Below are 18,501 nucleotides of genomic sequence, written 5' to 3'. Positions count from 1 at the left end.
GCAGCACGTCGCCTTGCCATCTCCGGCACCCCCGTGACGAGATAGTCAATCTCCCAGTGTGCCAGGCATTCCGCGAAGCCGCGCCCCAATATATACCGGTACATTCAAGATTATCACAGTACATCCTTCTTGCGGCGTGCGTTGTGGCGGGGCACGCTGGATGCAGACCACCACGGGGGGAACGGGGATGGCTGACGGCACGGACGAATTCGTACGCGCGATGACGCGCCTGGTGGCCGAGCTGATCCGCGAGGCCAGCCGAGTCGCGATCGAACTGGCCGAACGGCGGGCCGAACGCCTGCGCCTGGCCGCACAACACAACGAGCGGGTAGCGCGTGCCGAACGTGTCCGGCTGGCCGCACACCGAGCCGCTGATGCCGCGATCTGGCGACGCACCGCCGACCCGGTCTGGTGGCGCAAGGCCACGCCCGAACAGCTCGCCCGAGCGTGGCGGGCCACCACCACGTGGTATCAGGTCGACCCCGAAGCGGCCGGCGCCCGCCGGGCGATGGCCGACCGCCTACGTGCCCGGGACGTGCACGTCGACACCGACGTCGCCGCAAACCCCGGCGATGCCCGCTGGCTGCAAGCGGCACTCGATCTGGCCATGGCCGAGCGTGACGAGCAAGCCGCCCTCGCCGCCGATCAGGACAGCGACATCGCCGTGCTCGTCGACGAGTTGATGTGGGATCTCGACGAGCTACCCCGCCCCGCGACCGCCGCGGACCCAGCAGAAGACCCGCCCGCCGCCGCCCCCGTGGTCGAGGCGCTGACTGCCGACGAAGTCCTGTGGGCCCTCGACGAGCTGACCGCCGACGAACTGGCCCGACGGCGCGCCACCAGTGCACCGGCGACGTCGGAAGCGACGCACCCGTCGGACATCGTCGAGGGGGAAGTCGTTGCGGCCGAAGATCTTGCCGATCCTGTCGCCCTTGGGCCGGCCGACCCGGCGGCACATCCGGCCGACGTCCAGGTCGCCCTAACCGACGACCCCGTCGCCGAAGCGGCATCATCCGAAGCAGAAACAACCCCTCTCGGCGTGGCGAATCCCGCCACGTCAGATCAGGCGACGGCGGGTCCAGTCGCGGTCGATGCGCCCGGCCCGTCGGCCGCCCCGAGCACCGATGAAGGCCCATGGCCGCCGACCGCAGCAACCGACGGTCGACCAGCCCCAGCAGGACCCGCGCCGCTCGACGCCAGTTCCGCCAGCGCAGACGTGGCAAGGATGGAGGAGGTCCTACGCAGCGCCTGGCCGGCTGACCGCGCCAACCGCGTACTCCACGACCCGTCCTGGCCCGCCCTCGCCAGCACCATGCACGGACTGGACCGCACCGGCAAAGACGTGTCCAAACTGCTACAGGATCTGCCGATCGACACCACCGACGCCAAACTACCGGCGATACTCACCGCCTGGGCGCTGCGGGCAGCAGCCCGCGGTCCGGTAAGCCTGGGCCGGGCGGTACACGAACGAGAACACCACCTGCAGCGCACCGAAGCGGCGCGGCAGGCCGCCGAACGCCGCGCCGCAGCCCGCGAACGTGACCCCGGCGACGTCGCCGTACACCCGGCCGCCGCGAGCGACGGTTCCGTGGCAAGACTGCTCGCCGCAGCGTTCCCGACCACCACCAAAGACGCGCTCAACCGGCCGACAGCCGCGTCCGGCCCATCCGAACCCGCCCACGACCACGCCAGCGCGCGAGAACCTGTCGCCGCCGAACGCTGACCGACTGCCTTCCGAGGAGGAGCACCGTGTCCCGACACGATTACGCGACCGTTCAAGACATCGTCCGCACCGCAATCGCCGGATACACCGCCGTGTCCGACGACGACACACAAACCAACGAGGCCCGCCAGCAGGCGCGCACCGACCGCGACACGGCAGCGGCCACCCTGCAACGAATGCGGACCGCCACCGACACGACGGTCGGCGAGATCGGCCACCAGTACGCCGCGATCGTGGCGGCGCAGAACCGGTGATCAGGCATGTCCTACGAACTTGGCGAGGAAGAACTCAACCAGCGCTTCGCCAATGACATCCTGACCGGTCTTCTCTCCGGCGAGCCACAACCACAGCAGCACCCGCGCATGCTCATCGTCGCCGGCCAACCGGGAGCCGGCAAGAGCTACGCGGAACGCGCGCTCGTCCGCGATCTGGACATCGGCGCTGCGATCAACGTCGACGCCGACGACCTTCGGCCCTACCACCCGGCCTACCGCGCCCTCGCAGTCGCCGACGATCGGACCGCCGACCGGATCACCCACCCAGCCGCGGCCGCATGGGCCGAGCGCGCACTGCGATACGCCATCCGCCAACGGTTCAACATCGTCTACTCCACGCCCATGGGCGACCCCGAGCGGGTGCAATGGCTCGCCGACCTGGTCCACGACACCGGCTACCGGATCGACATCGCCTTCGTCGCCGTTGACAGCGCCCGCAGCAAGCTCGCCATCCTGCACCGCTACCAACGCAGCCGCGACAGCGTCGGAGCCGGCCGGATCGTGCCCTTCGAGTACCACGACCGCCAGTACGTCGGCCTCCTCGACACCGCGACCCTCATCGAAGGCGAGCGCAGCATCGACAGCGTCAGCGTTTACAGCCGCGACGGAATCCCGTTGTACCGCAGGAGTCTCGGCGAGAGCACCCCGGCATTCGCGTCGACCGCCTCTGACGCCATCATCACCGAGCGCATGCGGCCCTGGTCCAGAATCGAGACCGCTACCTTTCGCAGCGTCGCCGGATGGCTCGGCCGAACCGGCAGGCCCAGATCGCTCCCGCCACACCTGATGCCCGAGCACCAGTGCAGCCCACTCGCTGCCGACCTGCGACCGTTGCTAGCCGAGGTAGTCGCCGACGGCCTGGCGCACCTGCGGCGCGCTCCGAGCGACGCCAACCCAGTGCGGGTGGCGTACCCGCCGTCGGCCCACCCGGCGCGGGTTCGGCCGGCGGCAGTCTGGCCCGAAACTGAGATCGGCCCTGGCCGTGCCTCGCATGTGCTTGCGGAAACATGACTGCCACCTTGAGCACGCGCGCTCGCCCGCCTTGCGAAATGGGAGGCTTGCCAGGTGATCCACGACGGAGAAGACAATGGGCACCGTGGATGCTGGTCGAAGGCAAGGGCCTTCGACCAGCAGTTTGCTTCGCTACAGCAACTTGCGTCCAAGAAGCGCCCCGACGACGAGCGCTACTGACCAGCCAACCGCTCTAATCCTTTCGGCCGTCCACCAGCTCGATCGCTCCTGATCGTTTTTGTGCGCAGGCGGAGGGCCTTGGGGATCTTCCATGGGCGGTTCGCCTTCATTAGTCTTCATGGTGCAGGTACTCCTCACAGGTCGAATGGGTGGAGATGCTCTGCAGTTGGCCGCCTGGGGGTGCCACCCTGGGCGGCCTTACCTAACACGTGGAAGCTGGCCAGCTCACTAGATGCTCCGTGAGCGAAGTATGCTCTAACTAGTTCGTCCGAACAAGACACTAGATGAACCTCGTAGCCTGCGGATGCTAGACTGCTCCGTTATGGAGCAAGAGCCGCGAGACTCGACCGGCGACGATAGTCCTACCCTCAGCGCGCTGGTCGCGGGCCGCGTCCGGGATTTTCGTCACCGCGCAGGCCTGTCGGCTCGCCAACTCGCGGACCTGTGCGCAGAAGCAGGATCGACCTCCCTGACCCGAAGCACTCTCGCGAAGATCGAGTCGGGCGTGCGCGTGTCTCTGACAATCGACGAAGTTGGCACATTGGCTGAGGTCTTCAACATTTCTGTTGCGGACCTGGTTGCGCAGCAACCTCTAGGGAACACATATCGGCCGCCATCCCCTGACCGATTCCAGGATCGGTTCCATCGAGTTGAGGCAGGCGCGACGCTGGTGGCGCGTGCCGCTCAGCGCCATCGGGTCGCCTCACTGCTCACCGAAGCCCAGGGCGACCAGCCAGCGGTCGTCGTCATCGAGGGAGACCCAGGCGTCGGAAAGACTCATCTCATGGAGTGGCTTGCCAGTAGGGCAAGGCATCAAAGGGCGCTTGTCGTCCAGGGCAGCTGCTTTGAACTCAGCGGCATGCTTGCGTCGCCGTATGGCGCACTGTCCGAGGGCCTCCGGGTGTTCGAGCGGCTGCACGGCGAAGCGAATAGGGATGTCCTGGCCTCCCGCCCCTGGAACACGCTCACATCGTTGACTTCCAGTGGCTCTGATCCCGTGCCGACGTCGCATTCCCAGCAACGGATTTTCGGATCGGTGCTGCAAATGGCCGACGCAATTGGCAGAGGGCATTCGATGCTGCTGCTGATCTTCGAAGATCTACAATGGGCCGATTCATCCACACTCGATCTGGTGCGCTATGTCGCGAAAGCGAAATCCAATGAGCGGCTGCTCCTCGTCTGTACGCACCGGCCGGTCCCGCAGCGCCACCCGCTACGTATCATGCTTAGCGACCTGGACTTCCAGCGGCGAGTTGAGTACATGACGCTGCCGCCGTTCAGTCTGGCCGAACTCGATGAGTTCGTGACATCACGTACGGGCCGACAGCTACCGGAGAAGCGGTTGCGGCGGTACTACGAACTGACCGATGGCAACCCATACTATGCCAGTCAACTAGTTGCCACTGACAGTCTAGGAAGTCACGAAGTCGAGGTACCACCGTCGCTGCGGGAGCTCATGCTGACCAGACTGAACCGGCTCAGTGACGCCGGTCGTATGGTTGTTCGCATCGCCGCCGTGGCCGGGCGTCACACCGACGACAACCTCCTCACAGCGGTTAGCGATCTCAGCGAAAGTCTGCTCGATAGCGCCATCGCAGAGTGCATCGACCAGCAAATCCTCGTCCGCGACCCCAATGACAGGTACGCCTTCAAGCACTCGTTGCTGCGGGAAACCGCATATAACGAGATTCGGCGTACCATACGCACGTCCATCCATGCCCGGGTCGCCGAGGCAATGACAGAGGCGCGTGCCTCTCAGACTCAGCTGACGCCTGCGCTCGCGTACCACTGGTTCGAGGCTGGCCGATTGCCCGAAGCCTTGATAGCAGCGTTCCGCGCGGCCACGATGACAGTCCGATTGAACGCGTTCCGAGAGGCCACTGCTCAGTATCACCGAGTGCTGGGCCTATGGGGGGACGTGCCAGCCGCAGCTGAGCTAACCGGAACGTCGTTGGATCATGTTTTGCGCCTAGCTTCAGATGCCGCCCGATCGTCAGGCGACATAGCGCAAGCCCTGCAATGGGTTCGGCGCGCTATCTCTATTGTGGATTATGATGTCGCTCCCGTACTGGCCGCAGCGCTTCAAGAGCGGCTAGGGAGTTACCTGTGGGAAGCCGGGCAACAGGCCGATGCCGCAGAGGCATACCTGGCAGCAGATGGCCTGCTCGAAGGTCAAGATGCCAGTGCGTTGGCATCACGGGTGCAGTCAGGACTGGCGGCCGTCGCGATTCGCCAGGGACGGTACGCAGAGGGTGCCAACCATGCCCGCCGAGCAGCGGAGTTGGCCCGGAGCGGTAGCGTGATAGCAAGTGCGGAGGAAGGCCGCGCCTTGAGTAGTCTCGGTCTGGCGCTGATCTTCACTGGCAGGATCGACGAAGCGCGTCATGCGTTGCACGCGGCGATCGGCATCGCCAAGGAGTCTGACCAGTTTGAGGATCTTTTTCGTGCCTACGCAGCCCTCGGTGTCTGCCTGGAGCAAGGCGGACGGCTTGAAGAGGCCGTAACAGCGATGACCGAGGGCCTCGAGTACGCGAAGGAGCACAATCTGCTGAACACTCCGCAGACCGATGCCTTGGCGGACAACGCGGCAGCGGCGCTGCTGCTTCTCGGGCGATACGCGGAGGGCGCGTCCTATCTGGATTCAATGCTGCGCCGCCGTTCGGTAGCCGAGAGCATGTACGCCCTGCTGACCCGTGCTGAGATCCACGTTGCGCAAGGTCAGTTTGCCGATGCTGAGCGAATCTTGGCGGAGATCCGCCGGGAGCCAAACGTCGATCCCCGGTTCATCGGACCTCTCTACGGCTGCCTGGCTGACGCGGCGGCATGGTCAGGCGATCTCGATCGAGCAGCTGCCGTGGCGGAGGAGGGCATGCAAGCGCTCCGCGATACCGCGAACCCGCGTGTCGTTGTCCAGCTAGCAGCGGTGGGATTGCGCATCGCGGCCGATCGCCGTGACGTCGGCCTGGCGGCAGCACTACTCGAATGGGCAGCACCGGCCGGAACGGAACCTCAAGGAACCGAGATCGGCTGGCTGATTCGGCAAACTCAAGCCGAACACGATCGAACGACTCACAGCGACTCTCCGGAAGCCTGGGCTGCGATCGCGAATGGCTGGGCAACGCTGGGACAACCGTTCCGGGCAGCGTACGCCCGCCTCCGGGAGGCCGACGTAGCGCTCCGCTCCGGCGATCGCGGCCGAGCCGTGTCCGCCGCACGCCAGGCTGGCGATGAAGCTCAGCGAATCCAAGCAGCGCCGCTTTTTGACGCAGCGCGTGAGTTTCTAGACCGGCTCCCGGCGAATAGCTCGTACGGTCTAACGCGGGCGCAACTGACGATTCTGGCCGAGCTGGCGACGGGAGCGACCTACAGTGCAATCGCTTCGCGTCTGCACGTGTCGCCCAACACAGTGGGCGTCCACGTTCAGAACATCTTGAGAAAGATGGGTGTGTCCAGCCGGCATGAAGCGGTCGCGACTGCCCTCAGGGACGGAGTTCTCTAGGCTCCGTTAGCCTCAGCGATTCGCTAAGGGCTGCCCGTATCGTGGTCCAGGAACGCGAAAGTGCCTTCTGATCTGGAAAGATTTGGCTTGTCTAAGGCCCAAACCATCCATCTCAGAAAGCACTCGCAGGGTGAAGACTACCTCAACGCGTCCGAAGATCGCTGTCACGGCTGACGGGCGGGGCGTGGTCGGCCACGCCGGCGCGCGGCTGCTGGCCGACCTGGCCGACGCCACCGGTCTGTCCGGCGGGTTCGGCGATGCGCTGAAACCGTTGCGGAAGCGCGAGCGCGGCCATGATCCGGGCCGGATCGCGGTCGATCTGGCGGTGATGCTCGCCGACGGCGGCGAAACGATCACCGACCTGGCCGTGCTACGCGATCAGCCGGAGTTGTTCGGCGCGGTCGCCTCCGATCCGACCGCGTGGCGGCTGCTGTCCGCTATGGACAGCGCGGCGCTGGGCCGGTTGCGCCAAGCCCGGGCAGCCGCGCGGGAACTGGCCTGGGCACAGGCGTTCCAGACCCGCGGCGGAATGCCGGCCTCCACCGCGGCCGGGCGGCCGATCCCCGGCATCGTGCTGGACATCGACGCGACGATCGTGATCTGCCACTCCGACAAGCAAGGCGCCAGCCCGACCTGGAAGACGACCTTCGGCTACCACCCGCTGCTGTGCTTCCTGGACGCCACCGGCGAGGCCCTGGCCGGGCTGCTGCGCGAGGGCCGCGCGGGGTCGAACACCACCGCCGACCACATCGCGGTGCTCGACATGGCCCTGGCCCAGCTGCCCGACCCGCTGCGGCACGGCACCGACATCCTCATCCGCAGCGACTCGGCGGGGGCCAGCCACGGCTTCCTCGCGTATATCCGATCCTTGCGCGGACAGGGCGTCAACGCCCGGTTCTCGGTCGGGGTCGCGGTCACCGAACCGGTCCGCGACGCCATCATCGCCTGCGACGAGCGCGGCTGGGTCGACGCGCTGGGCGCCGACGGCGAACTGCGCGACAGCGCGCAGGTCTGCGAGATCACCACCTTGCTGCCGACCGGCTACCGCGATAACTACCCGCGGGGCACACGGTTCATCGTCCGCCGCGAACGACCGCACCCCGGCGCGCAGCTGACCCTGTTCGACCTCGACGCCGGCTGGCGGCATCAAGCGACCGCGACCGACACCCCGATCGGGCACGGCAGCATGCAGTTCCTCGAGGTCTGCCACCGCGCACACGCCAGGGTCGAAGACCGCATCCGCCCCGGCAAGGACTCAGGCTTCGGCCGGTTCCCGTCGCGCGAGTTCGCGATCAACGCCGCGTGGCTGGAACTCGCGTTGTGCGGCATCGACCTGCTCGCCTGGACCCGCCACCTGCTCTGCGACGGCTATCTGACCCGCGCTGAGCCGAAGAAGCTGCGCTACCGGCTGCTGCACGTACCCGCCCGGATCACCCGCACCGCCCGAAAGATCCGGCTACGCCTCCCCGCCACCTGGCCCTGGGCCGCCGACCTCGCCGCCGCCTTCGCCCGCCTGGCCGCCCTCCCACAACCAGCCACCTGACCAGCAGCAATCGTCGCTGACCACCCACGCAGGAACCTTCGGAGACCACGGCCCCGGCCCGACGCCGGCCCTCGCCATGCCCGCAACCACATAACAGCGACACGCCTCGATGCTGACACCTCGCCGAGCCAAGATCACCGGCTAAGCGAACGAGGGAGGTTAGTCGACGCCGTCAGCATGACAAGGCCGCCTTACAGATCACGAGAACCCCGTGTCCGCAGCATTCTGGTTGCTGGATGACGCGCCCCGAGGCCCTGCAATCCCGCATACGGACCTCACCCTTCAGGTAGCTGGCCGAGGATGTCATCTGGCAGTGCGACCGCCGGCAGGTGAGCGGGTGGGTAATGGCGGGCAGGTGAGCACTGTACGAACGGGCCGTGTTCGCCGGTCAGGGATCGCAAGTGCGGGTCGAGGTGGTCGCGCCACCAGCCGCTCATGTTCTCCTCGATCCGGGCTCGTTCCCATTCGCGCCACAGGGCGTAGATGCGTTGCAGCCCTTCAGGATGTGCCCACCATTGTGCGCACCAATAGATCCCGCCCCGTGATCCTTCAGCTACCCGTCGCTCGACGGTGGGTAGTAGCCAGTCGGCGGCCCAGCTGGCGAGGTTGGCATAGGCTGGTTCGATGGTGCCGTCCGCGGGGATCTCCCGCGGATCGGACGGTGCCTGTTGGCCCTGCTGAGACAGCTCGTCGAGCAAGGCATCGAGGGCATCGCGGTCGGTCATGGCCTTGTCTCCAGCAGGGTGTCCTCGGGCAGCAAAGCCGGGTCGTAGCTGTGCTCGCCGGGGTCGGGATCCCAGTGGGCCAGCGACTCGCGCACCTGGTCGGCGTACGGGCCGGCTTGCCATGGCTGCGTGCGGACTAGCACGGCCGGGGCGCCGGACGGGATGAGGATCATGCGTCCGACCGGCAGCGCCATCAGGTCATCGACTTCCAGCAGCGGAAGTCGCTGCGGTTGCCGGTTGACGGTCCGGTCCCAGCTGCGGCTCTGCGTACTGACGCTCTTGACCATCTGCCAATCGTGCCCGATCAGCCGCGACAGGTCTTCCAGGAACTTGATGTCGACCACGCCGCCGCCATAGGTGCGCACGTTGGCCGCGTCCCACATCTTCTTCATGTCACCAGCGCCCCAGACCATCTCGCCTTGCGCGTACGACTGAAGGATCACGATGGCCGGCAGCCCGAGCGATCCGTAGAAGCTGAACAGGTCCGGCAGCCGTTTGATCCGCACGATGTTGGCCGCTTCGTCGGCCACGGTGAGCATCGGCGGGTCGAGGCGGCGGCCCGGTGACCGGCGCGCGGCTGCTTCGCCGGCGCGCTGGACCGCGTCGACGAACGCGGCGATCAACGGGGCCGGGGAGCCGGGCCCGCCGCGGGAGAGCAGGTAGAGCGAGTCGGTGGAGACAACGAACGCGTCGACGAGGAACTCGTCCATGTTGCCGTGACCAGGGGTGATCCAGTCGGTGACCGACGGTTCGGTCAGGACGCTCAGGGATGCTTCGGCGATGGCGTACACCGACCCCCGGGTGCGGTCGGGCATGGCCAGAACCCCGTACATCGACTCGGCGGGCAAAGCGTAGCCGTGGGCTTTGAGGATATCGCCGGGCTCGGTCTCACGCTGGTTCGTGGTCCACAGGTAGACGTCGATCAGCGTCCGGGCGGTGATGGCGGCGGCGAGGATGAGGGCAGCGATGAAGTCCTGGGCCTTGGTGTCAAAGAACGGATCGCGCGGCGACATGGTCCCGTTGGACTGTTCGGAGAACGAGAAGTGTTCGGCCAGCAGCCTCGCTGCGGTGATGGTCGTGATGCCGCGCAGCGGATTCCAGTAGAACGTGGGCGAACCAGGCTCGTTGACCTCGCGCTTCATCAGGTACATGGGGTCGAAGACCCAGCATCGGCCGCGTCGGGCGCGTACGTCATGGGTGGTGTCGACGATGTCGCCCTTGACGCTGGTGATCACCACTGGCCCGGGGGCGGCGACGATCGCCGGGATGGCTCGGGAGGTGGTCTTTCCGGTGCGAGGTCCCCAGATGTCGATGGCCATGTCTTCCCACGTCTGCCGCAGCGCGATCGCGCCGTAGACGGTCGTGCCGATCGGTACGCCGTGCTCGTCCGGGTCGCTGGTGGCGGGCATGCGGGGGCGTAGCCGCTGGGCGGACTTGGCGACATGTGCCGGGGAGAGTTTGGCGAGGTCTCGCGGTTTGGCCATGCGCCGGGCGGCCCAGTCGACGCGGCTGCGTACCTCGCGTCCACGCCGGCGCAGTAGCCACCCGAGGCCGGCGAGTACGCCTAGGACCGCCGCCTCGCCGGCCGCGTACGCCGTGGCGCCGGCGGTCCAGGTGATGCGGCCCCGCACCAGAGCGAGCAAGACGCTGACCGGTCCGCCGCCGGGATAGTCGGGTGGCTGGGCGAGCGCCAGCGGCACCCACACGAGAAACGCTGGGGCGAGGATGGCAGCGGCGAGGATGCCGAGGACGATGCTCGGTTCGTCGCCGCTGGTGCCTCGCGGGCGGCGCCCACTCATCGCGGCATTCCTTTATGGAGGTTCCAGCGGGCGTTGGTGTTTCCCCAGCGGAGTTCGGCGCTGGTTGGTTCGAGGTGGACCGGGATGCCTGGCCGGCTGCCGACCTTGATCAGGAAGTTGCCTTGGCCGGCCGGTGGGGCGTCGTTGGCGGCGAATGACGGCGGGGCGGTCCAGCTGAGGACTTCGCGGCGTTCGGCGTCGGACAGGTTGCGTACGCGGTGTACGGCGTCGAGTTCGGCTTCCGAGCAGGGGCCGATCATCAGCACGGCGGACCGGTCGGCGAAGCCGCGGGCCTTGGCCCGGTCCTCGGGCGTGGGCAGGGCGGCGGCGTCGTCGAGGCTGTGGGTGATCATCGCGACGCCCGTACCGCGCTGGCGGTTAAGGCGGGTCAGACCGTCGGCCCGGTCGACCAGACCATGCCCGACACGCAGAGCCCGCCACATCTCATCCATGACGGCCATGAAGGTGCGCGCTGGCGCGAGCCCGAGGTCGGCGAGCAGGTGTGCGGCGTCGACCTGGGCAAAGCCGTAGGACCAGGTGGACAGCAGGCTGGCCGCCGTGCGCAGCTCATCGTTTTCGTCGATGCCGGAGATGTCGATGCACACCGCCGGGGTGTCCAGGTCGATGGGTGTGGTGGTCTGGCCTTCGAAGGTGTCGCTCATCGGGCCGTGCAGCAGCGCGAGCAGGGTGCGTTGCAACGGTGCGGTGTCGTCGCGGAACCGGTTAGCGTCTGCGTCGGTGTCGGCGGTGAACAGCGTCACGGCTCGCACCGCGGCCGGAGCCTGTTGGATGATTCGCAGGATGTCCGACAGCACTGGCTGAGTCTCGTCTTCGCGTTCGGACAGCAGCCGGATCGCGGCGGTCAGGACGGTGGTCTCGTCGGAGGTGACGGGGCCGCGGCGGACCAAGTGCATGAGCGCGCCGACCAGGTTGGTACGCCGGGCCACGACCCCGGCGCGGACTTGGGCGCCGGTCTTGGCGTCGACGCGCGACAGCACGTTGCGCCACGGGCCAGCGTCGAGGGGGTTGATCCGGTCCAGGCCCGATCCGATCCGCAGCACCTGTCCGCCCAGGGCGCGGACGAGGTCGGCGTAGTCGGGTTTGAGGTCGCCGAGGATCAGCGGGGTGACGCCTTGGGCGGTCAAGCCGAGGACCATCCGACGTACGGCGGAACTCTTGCCCATGGCCGGCTCGCCGAGGATGTACACCGACGGGCTGTTGATCAGGTTCGTTCGGGTGAACCAGGAGATCGGGTCGAAGCAGACTGTATTGCCGGTGTACAGGTGGCGTCCCATCGGTACGCCGACCATCGGCGTCGAGCTGCCGACCCCGAATGGCCACAGCCCGCACACCTGCACCGTCGTCCCACGATACTCGATCGGTTCTTCCACATAGGACATGCGACCGCCGGTCGGGCCGGCGAAGCCTCGCGGGCCTGCCGGTCGTTGCCCGCGCGGCATGGTGTCGGCCTCGTTGGTCTGCTCGGCGGCCGACGGGTACGCCGTCGTCTTTGCGCGCATGGTTCCTCCTCGGCAGGGGTCAGATCCGCAGGCTGGCGTGGTGGGGCAGGACGACGCCGGTGGGCAGGTTGGCGGCAAACGCGGCGGCCTGCGAGCCGTACATAGTCCGCAGCGTGACCCTCGCTTCGCCGGCGCGGGCGAAGGTCATCGACTCGGCGTCGTCGAGGTCGGCCGGGTTGCGGACGGTCGCGGTCACCAGCACGGTGAAGCGGGTGATTCCGGCCCCGGTCGCTTCTTCGCGGGCGGCTTGCTCGGCGGCTTGGACGTCGATGTTGTCGCGGGCGGTCGCTTGGCGCTTCTTCGCGGCGGTGAACATCGCGTCGCGGCGGTCGCGTTCGACGAGTGCGGCGGCGGCGCCGGGCGAGTACGGCCGGTAGATGATCGACACGCGTTTGCGCAGCAGGGTCGGGTCCGGGTCGGCCAGTCGGGCGAACGCGTTGGCGTAGACGGTTCCGCGCGGCGCTTCGGCCATGCCCCAGGTACGCGAGGTGCCCGAGTCGTGCCGGTAGGCGTCCCACGTCTCGTGGGCGGCGACCGGGCCGGCGTTGTCCCAAGTTGGCGCGCCGGGTGCAGCGGCGTGGGAGGCGGTAGCCGGGTCGTAGGCGGCGGCGACCGTGAGCGCGAGGTCGTCGCCGCTCATCGGGTTGACCGCCGACGCCCCGGCGCCGAGGAGGGACTGCACGAGGCTCGGCAGTCGGGTGGCGATCTCGGTGCAGACGGCGTCGTCGGTCCAGGTTCCGCGGGCAGGCGGCTTGAACGTGAGGACGACCCAGGTGTCGACGTGCGCCGCCCCGACCGGATAGGAGGCGACGATGTCGGCGAGAACCTGCCGGGCGGCGGCCGGCGCGTGCTCGACGGTGGTGCGGGCGACTTCGCCGGCCAAGGCAACCCCTGGGTCCGGGGTGGTCTCGACGGTGACCTGCGCCTGGACGAGCATCGGTTCGCGGGCCAGCGCGGACAGGAACTGCGCCATGCGGGCCACGCGCTGGTCGACGACGGGCTGGTCGACGAGGTCCAGGCCGTCGGTCTGGCAGCGCAGGGCCACACTGTAGTGACGGCTCTGCGGGATCACGACCACGCCGAGCGGCGTACGCAGACCTGTCTCGACCTCCCACAGCACCGATCGGGCCAGGATGCCGGGCAGCCGGTGGGCCTGGCTGACCGGCGAGGCGAGCCCGGTGACGTACAGGTGGCTACGTCGGCGCCGGCCTGCGAGCCACAACAGCCGGGCCGCCAACAGCTGCGCCCCAGTGCGGCCATGAAAGCGCACCGCGAGCGGCGTCAGTGTCAATCCACCGACTACGACGATGGCCAGGGCCACCCATTTCGAGAGGATCAGAGACCCGGCCCCGCAGACCATGACCGCGAACGCGATCGCCGTCGCGGCCGGGCCGAAGCCGAACAATCCCGGCCGCAGACCGCGACGCCAGTTGCCGTACGTGCGGGGCTGGGGTTGCGTCGGGCTGGTGGCGCTCACGAGCGTCCCCCGGTGGCTCCCGTCGCTCCGACCGCGGCAGCGCTCTCGACGGCCTCGCGGGGCTTGTCCACCGTCTGCTTCGCCTTCTCGGCACCGACTGCGGCGATACCCGCGACCGGGCCGCCCGCCGCCGCGGCGGTCGCCGCCGTGGCGCCGCTGGCCGGGGTCGGGCCCGGCGCGCCCCCACCGCTCCCTCCACCGTCGGACCCTCCGCGCATGCGGCCCAAGGCTCCGCCGACCGCGACCGCGCCGGTCGCCATCGACGTGCCGACGGCCAAGCCCTGCATCGCACCCGAGCCGGCGCCTTGGGACAGCCGCTCGACGGCCGGGGTCAGCAGGCGCATCAACGCCGGCAGGGCGACCAGGGCGATGATGAAGGTCATCAGGCCGGCGAACATGTCGTTCAAGGTGCGGCCATCGCCGATCAGCCAGAAGCCCGTCGCGTAGATCGTCGCCGCAGCCGGTTTGTACAAGATAAACGCGACGAGCCAAGTGGTGGCCTTGTCGCGGGCCTGCGCGCCGCGTTCGGTCATCCCGCCAGCGGCGGTTGCGGGCAGCGCACCGGTCAGCAGTACCAGGCCCACCGATCGGCCGAACGCGAGCAGGATCTGCATGATCATCGTGACCGCGGTGATGCCGCCGACGACGATCACTCCGACCGAACTCAAGCTCGGAGACGCCACGGCGCCCGGCCCGCCGATCATGGTGAGGGCGCCGATGCGCTCCTCGAAGCCGCCCTGCGTCGACTGGTCGATGATCCAACTGCTGTAGATGTCGCCGATCTGCGTCAGCAGCAGTACGAGTGGTACGCCCATGAACGCCACCACGACGAGGTGGATAAGTCCCCGGCCGACGTCGGCGGCCTCCCGGCCGTTGCGGTTGACCGCAATCCGCCCGGCGGCGACCAGCAGCGACCCGACCGCGAGCGCGGCCGTCAGCCACCACGTCGAGGCACGCAAGTGCGCGACCGCGCCGCTGTAGTCGCCCGACAGGGCCGCGTCTAGGTCGGTGGCTACGGTCGGCGAGGGAATGTGAAGCCATCCGGCCACGACGATCTTCACCAGGCTCGCGACGAACGTACCGATCTGGTCGGCGACCGTCGCGAGGGCTTGATCGGCGGCACTGCCGAGAACCTGGCCGGGCAGGTCTGTGATGCACGATGGGTCGGTCAGCGGGTTGCAGCCCATCAGCCCGCCCCCCACGGGATCACGCCGGCCAGGTTGCTCAGGACGCTGGTCGCCGACGGCCACTGGCCACCGGCGGGGGCCATCAGCCGCCAGTCGCCCGACTGCCACACGGCGGTGAGGGTCGTCTGGGCGTAGCTGCCCTGCGGAGTACGGCGAACCACTGCGATGACCGCCGTGTCAGGCGTGTAGGAAAGGTAGCGGAATCCGGCGACCTGGCTCAGCTCCCCGGCGGCGGCAGGCTGCTGACCGGCTGCCGCTGCGTCGCGCAGAATACCGAGCAGCAAGTCTCGGTCGGCGGAGGCGACGAATTGATCGCGCAGCGCGGCCTCCCACGACGGCCGTCCGGCCGAAAACCCAGCCCGGGTGCTGATCTGCACGGCCGCGACCAGTGCACCCACCGGCGTACGCGCGTACCCGCTCGCCGAGGTTTCGGTGACTCGCTGCGGCCCGTCGGAGGAGGAGACCGGCACTGCGACCTGACCGATCAGGCGCCAGGTCAGGCCGTTGGGAGCGCTCGTCGGCAAAGCCACGACCGGTTCGCTCGACGGCGCCGGCTGCGCTGACTCATCCTGCGCCGATACGACGGTGGACGACGTTGCCGGGGACGGGGCGCTCGCGGACGGCGTATCGCCGGACCGGACGACGAGGAGAATGGCGACGGCGGCGAAGACCGCCACCACCGCGGTGGCTACTACCAACAGCCGCACACGCGAACGCCGGGTCGTGCTGTCCGATGCGGACATCGTGCCTCCTAGATCAGAGCTGTGACGATCGCTGTCGCCGAGCTGATGAGCAGACATGCGAACAGCACCCGGCCCAGCGACGCAAGCTCGATCTCGTCGCCCCGCCGATGCGCGATGGCCATCTTCCCGGCGATGTACAGCACCCCGCCGACGCAGCAGGCCGTCGCACCCGCCGCGACCCACTTCAGGATCAGCAGGACCCGCTCACCGATGACTCCGGGTGGCATCTGTCCGCCACCGGGGTCGGGGACCGTTCCCGGGCCGGGCGTCGGATCACCAACCATTGTGGACAGCATGTGCAGTATGCCCCCGCCGACGGTCATGACGCCGCCCCGTTCAAAAGTCCGCTAAGGCTGTCTCGTAGTGCGATCACGTCGGGGCTCGGCCCGGCGGTACGCACGTCGTCAGCCGCCACGTAGGCGTCCTGCCAACCGATCCACCAGTGATTGGGCACCCAACCCGACATCAGCAGCAGCCGAGCCGTCACTGGGTCGGGAACGGGCTTGGGGCTTGCCGCGACCACGACCAGGCCCACCAGGTCCACGTGCCGCAGCGCCGGTGCCGTCCGCCACTGCTCGATCGCGGTGGCACACGCCGCTGATCCGGTCCCGGTCGCCCGACACACCACGACCACCGGCACATGCTGCGAGCCGTCATCGGCCGGCCACACAGCTCCTGCGTCGTGGCCAATGCCGGTCAGGCTCACCAGCGCGGACACGCCGGCCCCGCCGTGTACGCCAAGCCACCGAAGCGATCGCAGCGGGCCACCGATCGGTGATGCCGCAGGCGACGTCGCGATCCCGAGCGTGCTGGATGTCAGGCGGCGCGTACGCCGCAGAGTAGTTGATCTCTGCATGATCCCCCCGAAGAACCCCACGACACCCGGTTGGCCACCCACGACCCTAGCAACTTTAACGTATGTACGTACACTATCTTTACGTACAGACAATAAGATCGGCGGCCTTCAAGGTCTCCCACAGCCGAACTTGGAGGAGCGATGAAGGCCCTCACCAGTGCGCACATTCTGCTGAGCGTCTTGCTTCTCACCGCCGCGTGCTCCACGCCAGACCAGCCAGCTCCGACTCCGCAGCCCGACTCTTCGGCCAACCGCACTGCCGCTACATCCGCAGCCCCCGACGTCGGCATCGACGACGAAGGCCTGGCCAATGCCCCGCCAGTTGCGGATGCCGACATCGTCGCGGCAGGGTTCGCCGATGCGTGGGTCCGACCGACCACCGATCCGACGACCTGGTGGACCGGAGTTCAGCCGTGGTGCGAAGACGGACTGGCCGCGAGCCTGCGCGGTACCGACCCTGAAGGCGTCCCGGCGTCTCGCGTGATCGGCTCGCCCCAGCAGTCAAGCGGCACACCGGAGACCGGCCTGCACTTCGAGGTCCCCACCGACACCGGCACCCTCAGCCTCACCGTCGCCGCCATCGGCGGACGATGGCTCGTGTCCGACGTCGACTTCGCCCCGAGCGCCGCATGAACCGTCATGTCGGACTCATCATGACCGTCACGGCCGGAGCGATCCTTCTCCTGCTGTGCTCGATCGGCTTTGTACTGCCGATGCTCGGCTCGCCCGCACTGGCCGCCTGCGGCTCAGCTCCACAACCTGCTGCGCCCGGCGCACCGGACAAACGATGGAGTCCTCTCCAGCAGCAGCGAGCCGCCACCATTATCGGCGCCGGGCAGCGCACACACGTTCCGCCGCGCGGCTGGGTCATCGCGATCGCGACCGCCATGCAAGAAAGCAGCTTGCGCAACCTCGCCAACACCGGCGTACCTGCGTCCATGGCGTACCCGCACGATGGCGCGGGGCACGACCATGACTCCCTCGGACTGTTCCAGCAACGCCCTAATCCGCCCGCTGGAAAGGGATCCTGGGGCACTGTCGCGGAGCTCATGAACCCCGACATCGCCACCGAGAAGTTCTACAACGCCCTCGCCAAAATCCAAGGCTGGCAACAGATGCGACTCACCGACGCCGCCCAGGCCGTACAACACTCGGCATACCCGCAGGCGTACCAGAAATGGGAGCAACCGGCGGAAGCGCTCGTCGCTGCCCTCGCTGGCGTCACCAGCGTCGAGCAGATCGCCGGCGGCGCCCCGCCCGCCCCCTGCGGCACCGACACCATACCGGCAGTCGCTGTCGGACCCCAGGGATGGACACAGCCGGTCCACGCCGCGATCGTCAGCCCGTACGGACAACGCGCGGGCCGACTCCATGCCGGAGACGACCTCGGCGCCGCCCGCAACACCCCCATCCACGTCGCCGCCGCCGGAACCGTCATCAAAGTCCGATGCGACTCCGGCATTGGAACCTGCGACCGCGACGGCGGCACCAACGTCAGCGGATGCGGCTGGTACGTCGAAGTCCGCCACACCCTGCACTTGTGGTACCAGGGCCACATGATCACCGACGTCATCACTCGGTACTGCCATATGGGAAGACGGCCTTCCGTAACCGTTGGGCAAACCGTCGCCGCGGGCACAGTCCTCGGTTTCGTCGGCAGCTCGGGCCATTCCAGCGGACCCCACCTCCATTTCGAGGTCCACCTGACCAACGGTGAGCCCGCCGACAATGTCAACTCGACTGACCCAGCGCCATGGATGGCGGCGGTAGGCGCGCCCTTGGGTCGTTAGATCTGTAGGTTCTCATCGGAGATGGCGCCTTCTCGCGGACATGGCGCCCGGGTTGGCGCTTGCGCCATTTCATGAGAAGAATCCTGTCGATTCTGATTGAAGTGGCGGCGATCGATGGTTCGCGCGGCGGATCCCGAACCTCAACTACTTACCGCTTCCCAAACTGATGGCCA

Annotated in this window: 15 protein-coding genes; 7 read left to right on the top strand and 8 right to left on the bottom strand. The window is 67.9% G+C overall.

All coding sequences use genetic code 11. The features are described from left to right. Positions 1-187 precede the first annotated feature (187 nt). The 5 genes from G401_RS0120200 (at position 188) to G401_RS0120165 (ending at position 8,231) form a co-directional block, all read left to right on the top strand. On the top strand, positions 188-1,723 hold the full coding sequence (locus tag G401_RS0120200) for a hypothetical protein (protein ID WP_027343934.1): 1,536 nt from the start codon (positions 188-190) through the stop codon (positions 1,721-1,723). A gap of 26 nt (positions 1,724-1,749) precedes the next feature. Further along, positions 1,750-1,977, top strand: a complete 228-nt coding sequence (locus tag G401_RS0120195) for a hypothetical protein (RefSeq protein WP_027343933.1) — start codon at positions 1,750-1,752, stop codon at positions 1,975-1,977. Between the two features lie 6 nt (positions 1,978-1,983). Continuing rightward, entirely contained in the window at positions 1,984-3,009 is a 1,026-nt protein-coding gene (locus G401_RS0120185; protein WP_084557401.1) for a zeta toxin family protein, read from the top strand. Between the two features lie 484 nt (positions 3,010-3,493). Further along, positions 3,494-6,688 (top strand): helix-turn-helix transcriptional regulator, encoded by a 3,195-nt coding sequence (locus G401_RS54855; RefSeq protein ID WP_084557399.1) that lies wholly within the window; start codon positions 3,494-3,496, stop codon positions 6,686-6,688. A 109-nt stretch (positions 6,689-6,797) separates the two neighbouring features. Next, on the top strand, positions 6,798-8,231 hold the full coding sequence (locus tag G401_RS0120165; RefSeq protein ID WP_084557422.1) for an IS1380 family transposase: 1,434 nt from the start codon (positions 6,798-6,800) through the stop codon (positions 8,229-8,231). A 275-nt stretch (positions 8,232-8,506) separates the two neighbouring features. Here G401_RS0120165 and G401_RS54850 read toward each other — a convergent pair whose 3' ends face one another. The 8 genes from G401_RS54850 to G401_RS47025 are packed head-to-tail and all read right to left on the bottom strand — an operon-like array spanning position 8,507 to position 16,400. Further along, entirely contained in the window at positions 8,507-8,956 is a 450-nt protein-coding gene (locus G401_RS54850) for a DUF4913 domain-containing protein (protein ID WP_084557397.1), read from the bottom strand. Beyond that, positions 8,953-10,755, bottom strand: coding sequence for a type IV secretory system conjugative DNA transfer family protein (locus G401_RS47040; RefSeq protein ID WP_064741805.1), 1,803 nt, complete (start codon positions 10,753-10,755; stop codon positions 8,953-8,955). The genes G401_RS54850 and G401_RS47040 overlap by 4 nt, the downstream gene beginning before the upstream one ends. Continuing rightward, entirely contained in the window at positions 10,752-12,275 is a 1,524-nt protein-coding gene (locus tag G401_RS0120155) for an ATP/GTP-binding protein (protein ID WP_245601793.1), read from the bottom strand. Before G401_RS0120155 ends, G401_RS47040 begins: the two co-directional genes overlap by 4 nt. A 19-nt stretch (positions 12,276-12,294) precedes the next feature. Continuing rightward, positions 12,295-13,752 carry an SCO6880 family protein gene (locus G401_RS0120150; protein ID WP_027343926.1) on the bottom strand — a complete coding sequence of 486 codons (1,458 nt, stop codon included), beginning with the start codon at positions 13,750-13,752 and terminating at the stop codon, positions 12,295-12,297. After that, a complete protein-coding gene (locus G401_RS47035; protein ID WP_157545934.1) occupies positions 13,749-15,002 on the bottom strand; it encodes a hypothetical protein in 1,254 nt (417 codons plus the stop codon). Before G401_RS47035 ends, G401_RS0120150 begins: the two co-directional genes overlap by 4 nt. Continuing rightward, positions 14,939-15,682, bottom strand: a complete 744-nt coding sequence (locus G401_RS47030; RefSeq protein WP_157545931.1) for a hypothetical protein — start codon at positions 15,680-15,682, stop codon at positions 14,939-14,941. The genes G401_RS47035 and G401_RS47030 overlap by 64 nt, the downstream gene beginning before the upstream one ends. An 8-nt stretch (positions 15,683-15,690) precedes the next feature. Further along, entirely contained in the window at positions 15,691-15,966 is a 276-nt protein-coding gene (locus G401_RS0120135; protein WP_034592427.1) for a hypothetical protein, read from the bottom strand. A 35-nt stretch (positions 15,967-16,001) separates the two neighbouring features. Then, positions 16,002-16,400 (bottom strand): hypothetical protein, encoded by a 399-nt coding sequence (locus G401_RS47025; RefSeq protein ID WP_157545928.1) that lies wholly within the window; start codon positions 16,398-16,400, stop codon positions 16,002-16,004. A gap of 279 nt (positions 16,401-16,679) precedes the next feature. Between G401_RS47025 and G401_RS52990 the strand changes: the two genes are divergently transcribed. Then, positions 16,680-17,171, top strand: a complete 492-nt coding sequence (locus tag G401_RS52990) for a hypothetical protein (RefSeq protein ID WP_051366892.1) — start codon at positions 16,680-16,682, stop codon at positions 17,169-17,171. Further along, entirely contained in the window at positions 17,168-18,328 is a 1,161-nt protein-coding gene (locus tag G401_RS0120120) for a M23 family metallopeptidase (RefSeq protein ID WP_157545925.1), read from the top strand. Before G401_RS52990 ends, G401_RS0120120 begins: the two co-directional genes overlap by 4 nt. Positions 18,329-18,501: the final 173 nt, after the last annotated feature.

The sequence above is a fragment of the Hamadaea tsunoensis DSM 44101 genome, from assembly GCF_000428945.1.
GTDB lineage: Bacteria > Actinomycetota > Actinomycetes > Mycobacteriales > Micromonosporaceae > Hamadaea > Hamadaea tsunoensis.
This window is presented reverse-complemented; position numbering and strand designations above follow the sequence as displayed.